The organism is Collinsella vaginalis, from assembly GCF_900176655.1.
Lineage (GTDB): Bacteria > Actinomycetota > Coriobacteriia > Coriobacteriales > Coriobacteriaceae > Collinsella > Collinsella vaginalis.
In genome coordinates, this window is record NZ_LT838843.1 from 986161 (window position 1) to 993534 (window position 7374).

Annotated in this window: 2 protein-coding genes and 2 rRNA genes; 2 read left to right on the top strand and 2 right to left on the bottom strand. The window is 65.3% G+C overall.

All coding sequences use genetic code 11. The features are described from left to right. The coding region (locus CAP13_RS09950) for a C40 family peptidase (RefSeq protein ID WP_179184964.1) at window positions 1-597 on the top strand (597 nt) is incomplete at its 5' end. A gap of 54 nt (window positions 598-651) precedes the next feature. Then, the gene (locus CAP13_RS06270) at window positions 652-1926 is read left to right on the top strand and encodes a carboxylate--amine ligase (RefSeq protein WP_085830703.1); all 1275 of its coding nucleotides are present in this window, start codon (window positions 652-654) and stop codon (window positions 1924-1926) included. Window positions 1927-2234: 308 nt separating this feature from the next. On the opposite strand, the gene CAP13_RS06275 is transcribed toward CAP13_RS06270, so the two are convergent. Next, window positions 2235-5102 (bottom strand): 23S ribosomal RNA (locus CAP13_RS06275). Window positions 5103-5467: 365 nt separating this feature from the next. Continuing rightward, window positions 5468-6975, bottom strand: a 16S ribosomal RNA gene (locus CAP13_RS06280). The 16S and 23S rRNA genes sit together here, the layout of an rRNA operon. Between the last annotated feature and the right edge of the window lie 399 nt (window positions 6976-7374).

Sequence of the window (7374 nt, forward strand, 5' to 3'; positions counted from 1 at the left end):
GCCGCCGAGGCCGCGGCCGCGGAGGCTGCCCAGTCGGCTCAGTCATCCGCCTCCACGAGCACTACGACCAACTCCTCCGCAGGTAACACCCAGGCCAGCGCGGGCTCGTCGAACTCCACCTCGGGCGGCGGCACCTCGAACGCGGGCAGCAGCTCCTCGAACTCGAGCTCTAACTCCAGTTCCTCGTCCTCCTCGTCTTCATCGTCGAGCGGGCTCAGCAGCTCTGCGGCGAGCACCATCGTCTCCGCTGCCACCGCGCAGCTCGGTGCCGCCTACGAGTGGGGTGCCTCCAATCCGGGCAAGTCATTCGACTGCTCCGGTCTCACGAGCTACGCCTACGCGCAGGCCGGTATCTCGATCCCGCACTCCTCGAGCGCGCAGTACAGCCGCGTGGTGAGCGCCGGTAACCTCAAGACGAGCACGAGCGCCCTCTCCGTCGGCGACCTCGTCTTCTACCAGTCCGGCGGTACCATCTACCACGTCGCCATCTACATCGGCGGCGGCCAGGTGGTCCACGCCAACGGCTACGGGCAGGGCGTCGTCATCACGGGGGTCACGTATGACGCCGGCTTCTGCGGCGGCGGCAGCCCGGTGTAAGGGGCCGTTTCACCCGATCACCCATTCGCAGACCAATAAGGAGCCGTTTCGCAGATGACAGGTAGGCTTCGGGACGAGGACGATATTCGCACGCGCCTCGTCCCGGTGGTCCTCGGTGCCGATATCCTGGGCTACACCTTCGTGCGCGAGTTTCACGAACTCTACGGCCTCACGTCCATCGTGCTCGCCACCGAGGATGTGAAAGCCACCTCGCGGAGCCGCTTCTCAGATTACCGCGTCCTCGGCTCAGACATCGAGGACGCGGATTTTCTCCTCGCGTACCTGGCCGATCTGGGGCGGGAGTTCGCAGCCGGCGGCAAAGTTGGCATCCTCGTGGGGTCGGGCGACTGGTACGCCCGCGTGCTCTCGGAGCACAAGGAGGAGCTCGAGCGCTGGTTCGTGGTCCCCTATATCCCGTTTGACCTGCTGGACCAGCTCACGCAGAAGGAGTACTTCTACCGCCTCTGCGAGGAGCTCTCCATCCCGTATCCCAAAACGTGGACCTTCGACTGCTCGGATCCCGATGCCGTCATCCCGGCTGAGACCTTCACCTATCCGCTGATCGCGAAGCCCTCCAACTCGGCGGTGTACCACTATGCCGAGTTCCCTGGGAAGAAGAAGATCTTCGAGGTTGAGACCGCCGAGGAGCTCATGGGCATCTTCGAGGCCATGAAGGCGTCCTCCTATGATCGCGAGCTTGTCATTCAGGACTTCATCCCCGGTGAGGACGACGGACTCAGGACCATCAGCATCTTCACCGATGCCAATGCCGATCCGGTGATGACCTGCTCGGGCCAGGTGGTGCTCCAGGACCATTCCCCGTTCGCCATCGGCAACCCGGTGCTCATCCTGTCCGACCGGGCCGAGAAACCCATCGCCGACGCCTGCCGCCTGCTCAAGCATGTGGGATACCACGGGTTCGCGAACTTCGATGTGAAGTTCGACCCGCGTGATGGCAGCTACAAGTTCTTCGAGGTCAACACGAGGCCGGGGCGGAATTCGTTCTACGTCACGCTCGGCGGGGTCGACTTCGTCCGGCTGATCGTCGAGGAGTTCGTCCTCGGCGGCGTGCGCCACGGCGGCGATGCGACGCGCGACTTCTCCTTCGCCTGCGTGCCGCCGATGGTGGTGCGCAAGACCGTGAAGGATCCGGCCCTCCGTGAGCGCGCCCTTGAGACCTACCGCTCCGGTTTGGCGACGTATCCGATGTACTATCGGAAGGACGGTTTGGCGCAGCGGTTTTGGGCGATGACCATGTACTATAACCAGATCCGCAAGTTCAAGAAGTACGTGTGGGACACCGGCGGCAAGCAGGCCGCCACCCTCTAGCGGGCGCGCCCGGCCGCCGCGCCCGCATGGGAGCGAGCAGACGGGGCCACGCGAGGAGATGAGGGGGCGCCATGAGTGAGGACAAGACACCGAAGCGGCTCGGCCCCGGGGGGCTCCCGGGAGGCTCGTTGCCCATAGCCCCGTTCTCCACTGCCGCGGCGACCCGGGGGGCCCGCGCGCCCTGAGGGCCGCACAGCGAGGAGGGGACCGTGACCTTCGCGCACCGCCGATCGTGAGAGATCCGAGGAGCGTCCCGCGCATGCGACACCGGCGCGCGACCGCGCGCCCCAGCCGCCGTGCGGATGCTAGGGGGTAAGAGCTCGGGCGATTAGTACCGCTCGGCTGAGGCCGTCGCCGACCTTGCACCTGCGGCCTATCGACCAGGTGTTCTACCTGGGCCCTTACCAAAAAGGAGAACTGATCTCGGGAACGGCTTCCCGCTTAGATGCCTTCAGCGGTTATCCGGTCCGGACGCGGCTACCGGGCGGTGCCGTTAGGTCGACAACCCGTTCACCGGAGGTCCGTCCACCCCGGTCCTCTCGTACTGGGGGCAGCCTCCCTCGATTCTCCTGCGCCCGCGGAGGATAGGGACCGAACTGTCTCACGACGTTCTGAACCCAGCTCGCGTACCGCTTTAAACGGCGAACAGCCGTACCCTTGGGACCTGCTCCAGCCCCAGGATGCGATGAGCCGACATCGAGGTGCCAAACCTTGCCGTCGATGTGGACTCTTGGGCAAGATCAGCCTGTTATCCCCGGAGTACCTTTTATCCGTTGAGCGACGGCCCTCCCACGTGGGGCCGCCGGATCACTAGAGCCTGCTTTCGCACCTGCTCGGCGTGTCTGCCTCGCAGTCAAGCCCGCTTGCGCTCTTGCACTCAAAAGGACGGTTGCCGACCGTCCCGAGCGGACCTTCGCGCGCCTCCGTTACCTTTTAGGAGGCGACCGCCCCAGTCAAACTGCCCGCCTGGCACGGTCCCCCGCCCGGGTGACGGGTCGGGGTTAGGACGCCGGCGCGTCGGGGGCGGTATTCCAAGGGCGGCTCCACCCGGGCTGGCGCCCGGGCTTCGAAGCCTCCCGCCTATCCTCTACGCGACGGGCCAGCGGCCAATGCCAAGCTGCAGTGAAGGTTCACGGGGTCTTTCCGTCCTTCCGCGGGTAGGTCGCATCTTCACGACCAGTGGAATTTCACCGGGTCCATGATTGAGACAGCGCCCAAGTCGTTGCGCCTTTCGTGCAGGTCGGAACTTACCCGACAAGGAATTTCGCTACCTTAGGACCGTTATAGTTACGGCCGCCGTTTACCGGGGCTTGGGTTCGGGGCTTCGCTCGAAAGCTAACCCCTCCCCGTGACCTTCCGGCACCGGGCAGGCGTCAGACCCTATACGTCGCCTTGCGGCTTCTGCAGAGTCCTGTGTTTTTGGTAAACAGTCGCTTGGGCCTCTTCACTGCGGCCCCCCTCGGCTCGCGGCGCGTGGCCGTCCACCTACGCGGGGGCGCCCCTTCTCCCGAAGTTACGGGGCCATTGTGCCGAGTTCCTTAACCATGGTTGACCCGATCGCCTCGGTATGTTCTACCCACCCACCTGTGTCGGTTTGCGGTACGGGCGGGAGGGGACCTGCCTAGGGGTTTTTCTGGGGACCACGGGCTCACCGACTTCGCTCAATCGCTTCGTCCGGCGCCTAACCCTCGCGCACCCCGGATTTGCCTGGGATGCGGGCCGCGCGCCATCACGGGGACGTCCAGAACCCCGCCCGGCTACCCCAATCCGTCGCCCCGTCGGTCGTGACGGTCCTCTCCCGGTGCAGGAATGTCTGCCTGCTGCGCTTCGGCTACGCCTGGCGGCCTCGCCTTAGCCCCCGACTGACCCTGGGAGGATTGGCCTTGCCCAGGAAACCTCGGGTTTACGGCGGACGAGTCTCTCGCTCGTCTCTCGCTACTCATGCCAGCATTCTCGCTCCCGCGCGGTCCACCGTCGGTCGCCCTCCGGCTTCGCCCCGCGCGGGACGCTCCCCTACCGATGAAGTTCATTCATCCCGCCGCTTCGGCGCATCGCTTAGCCCCGTGTATTGTCGGCGCATGTCCACTCGACCAGTGAGCTGTTACGCACTCTTTGAAGGGGTGGCTGCTTCTAAGCCAACCTCCTGGTTGTCTGCGCGGACGCACATCCTTTGCCACTCGGCGATGACTTGGGGGCCTTAGCGGGCGGTCTGGGCTGTTTCCCTCTCGAGCACACAGCTTAGCCCACATGCTCTGACTGCCGGCCTCTGGGCCCTCGGGCATTCGGAGTTCGGTTCGACTCGGTAGGCGGCGAAGCCCCCTCATCGATCCGGTGCTCTACCTCCCGGGGTTAACGGCCGACGCTAGCCCTAAAGCTATTTCGGGGAGAACGAGATATCTCCGGGTTTGATAGGCCTTTCACCCCTACCCGCGGGTCATCGCCTCCGTTTTCAACCGAAGTGCGTTCGGCCCTCCACGGGGTCTTACCCCCGCTTCAGCCTGCCCACGGGTAGCTCACCCGGCTTCGCGTCTGCGGCCGCCGACTTTATCGCCCTGTTCGGACTCGCTTTCGCTCCGGCTCGCTTCAAAGCTTAACCTCGCCGGCGGCCAGCAACTCGCTGGCTCATTCTACAAAAGGCACGCCGTCACACCTTGCGGTGCTCCGACGCCTTGCGGGCGCGCGGTTTCAGGTACTGTTTCACTCCCCTCCCGGGGTGCTTTTCACCTTTCCCTCGCGGTACTTGTGCGCTATCGGTCATGGGAGAGTATTCAGGCTTGGAGGGTGGTCCCCCCTGCTTCGGACCGGGTTTCACGTGCCCGGCCCTACTCAGGGACCGCCGTCGCGCTCGGGTTCGGGATGGGCCTACGGGGCTCTAACCCTGTGCCGCCGGCCTTCCCATGCCGTTCGGCTCGCCCGACCCTCGCGCGCCCGGGTCGGCAGACCCGGGGCAGGCGGCCCTGCAACCCCGGTGGCGCGAAGGAAAAAGAGACGGGTTGCCCCCCCCCCGCCTATGTATTCGGCGGGGGGATGCCGGCACTCCTGCCGGCGGGTTCGCCCATTCGGAGACCCCGGGATCGTCGGGTGTGTGCCCCTACCCCGGGATTATCGCAGCTTGCCGCGTCCTTCGTCGGCTTCCCATGCCAAGGCATCCGCCGCGCGCCCTGCGTATCTTACGCCCCCTCCCGCGCGGCGGGCCGGGGGCGCGGTCGCTGATATAAGAGTAAGCTTACCGCTTGATTCTTGATATCGGGTGTCGCATACCGCCGGGCCCCGAGGGGCCTCGGCGATCGTTAACGTGAGATGCTTCTCGCATTCAAAATCTGTTGCAGATTGGATGTATCTCTTCTTCTCCAATTTAGAGAATCGATCGGATCAGTGCTTGATAGATCATGATCCGTCTCGCTATGCGGCTCTCAAGGTGCGCGGGGCTATCCCCCGGGACCGGACGCTGCGAGGGGGTCGCACGGGGCAGGCGGCCGGACGGGTGCTCACCCGCGCCGTCAAATCTGTCTGATCTCCCTAAAGAGCCTTATCTCCCTAGAAAGGAGGTGATCCAGCCGCACGTTCCCGTACGGCTACCTTGTTACGACTTCACCCCCCTCACCCCCCACACCTTCGACGCCTCCCCCCCTCGCGGGTTGGGCCGGCGGCTTCGGGTGCAGGCGACTCGGGTGGTGTGACGGGCGGTGTGTACAAGGCCCGGGAACATATTCACCGCGGCATGCTGATCCGCGATTACTAGCAACTCCGGCTTCATGGGGGCGGGTTGCAGCCCCCAATCCGAACTGGGGCCGGCTTTCAGGGATCCGCTCCGGCTCGCGCCTTCGCATCCCGCTGTACCGGCCATTGTAGCACGTGTGCAGCCCGGGGCATAAGGGGCATGATGACTTGACGTCGTCCCCGCCCTCCTCCGGCTTGACGCCGGCGGTCCCGCATGGGTGCCCAGCCTGACCTGCTGGCAACATGCGGCGGGGGTTGCGCTCGTTGCGGGACTTAACCCAACATCTCACGACACGAGCTGACGACAGCCATGCACCACCTGTGGCGGCTCCTCTCGGCCACGGGGTCTCCCCCGCTTCACCGCCATGTCAAGCCCCGGTAAGGTTCTTCGCGTTGCTTCGAATTAAGCCACATGCTCCGCTGCTTGTGCGGGCCCCCGTCAATTCCTTTGAGTTTTAGCCTTGCGGCCGTACTCCCCAGGCGGGACGCTTAATGCGTTGGCTGCGGCACGGAGGGATCGTCCCCCCACACCTAGCGTCCATCGTTTACGGCTGGGACTACCAGGGTATCTAATCCTGTTCGCTCCCCCAGCTTTCGCGCCTCAGCGTCGGTCTCGGCCCAGAGGGCCGCCTTCGCCACCGGTGTTCCTCCCGATATCTGCGCATTCCACCGCTACACCGGGAATTCCACCCTCCCCTACCGGACCCGAGCCGGGCGGTTCCGGGGGCGGGACGGGGTTGAGCCCCGCCATTTGACCCCCGGCCTGCCCGGCCGCCTACGCGCGCTTTACGCCCAATGAATCCGGATAACGCTCGCCCCCTACGTATTACCGCGGCTGCTGGCACGTAGTTAGCCGGGGCTTCTTCTGCAGGTACCGTCTTGTCTCATCCCTGCTGAAAGCGGTTTACGACCCTAGGGCCTCCATCCCGCACGCGGCGTCGCTGCGTCAGGGTTCCCCCCATTGCGCAAGATTCCCCACTGCTGCCTCCCGTAGGAGTCTGGGCCGTGTCTCAGTCCCAATCTGGCCGGTCGGTCTCTCAACCCGGCTACCCGTCGCGGGCACGGTGGGCCGTCACCCCGCCGTCTACCTGATGGGCCGCGGAGCCATCCCCTCCCGTCTGGGCTTTGCCCGCCCGGCCATGCGGCCGGGCGGGGTCATCGGGTATTACCCGCGGTTTCCCGCGGCTATCCCCGGGGTGGGGGCAGGTTCTCCACGTGTTACTCAGCCGTTCGCCACTCGCCTCCATCCGAAGATGGGTGCCGTTCGACTTGCATGTGTTAGGCGCGCCGCCAGCGTTCATCCTGAGCCAGGATCGAACTCTCCGTCCAAGAGGGGCCGCTCGGGGCGGCCCCTTAGTGGGCGCGGGAGCCCGTCCGGCCGGCGATGACGCCGATCGGATTCCATTCGTTGTAAAGATATCCGCCGTTCTGTCCTCAAGAAAGGAATATCACAGGGGGCCGCCCCGACGGGGCGTCCCTCGTCCATTCGCTTGACTTGGTCACATCACTGCTTATCTCTTCTGAAGTGGTATCTCTCCACCTGTTCCGTGTCCCGGGGGTCTCCCCCCGGGCCCTCGCAGTATCCGGTTCTGAAGGTGCCCGCCGCCGCGTCCCCGGACCCCCTTTCGGGCCCGCCCGGCTCCGCGCGGCAAGGAGACATAATGCCAGACCCCGGGCCCGCCGGGGTCGGGGATCGGGGTCTCCACGGGACCGACACAAAAGGGGGGT